The following is a 516-nucleotide window of genomic DNA, read 5'->3' on the forward strand; positions in this document are numbered from 1 at the left end:
GTCGTAACAAGGTAGCCGTATCGGAAGGTGCGGCTGGATCACCTCCTTTCTAAGGAAACTGAAGTTCACAGAACTTCATAAAAAGATGCTTTGTATTATGTTTAGTTTTGAGAGAACTGGTTGTTCTCAAAGTGAATTATGAATGGGCCTATAGCTCAGCTGGTTAGAGCGCACGCCTGATAAGCGTGAGGTCGATGGTTCGGGTCCATTTAGGCCCACCATTCATTCTAAAGATCCTATGGGGCCTTAGCTCAGCTGGGAGAGCGCCTGCCTTGCACGCAGGAGGTCAGCGGTTCGATCCCGCTAGGCTCCACCAATTTTACTGACGAAATCACAATCGATAGAAATCAGTTATTTTGTTCCTTGAAAACTAGATAACGTAACAAAACATTCATTGAAGTAGTAATAGTTCTTTAAACTTTAGGTGCACGAGAAGCGAGAAGTTCGAGGAACCGATTGAGGAGACACCGGAGCGTACTTTAGGTACGTGAGGATGTTGACGAAAGAGGTGACAAA

Annotated in this window: 2 tRNA genes; both read left to right on the plus strand. The window is 45.2% G+C overall.

The window, feature by feature from the left end:
• The first annotated feature begins 144 nt into the window (after positions 1-144).
• Positions 145-221: transfer RNA gene (locus tag LKW28_RS22810), tRNA-Ile, on the plus strand.
• 19 nt (positions 222-240) lie between these two features.
• Positions 241-316: transfer RNA gene (locus LKW28_RS22815), tRNA-Ala, on the plus strand.
• Positions 317-516: the final 200 nt, after the last annotated feature.

Origin of the sequence: Bacillus sp. REN16 (genome assembly GCF_020731355.1) — a bacterium.
In the GTDB taxonomy this organism is placed as follows: domain Bacteria; phylum Bacillota; class Bacilli; order Bacillales; family Bacillaceae_L; genus Ferdinandcohnia.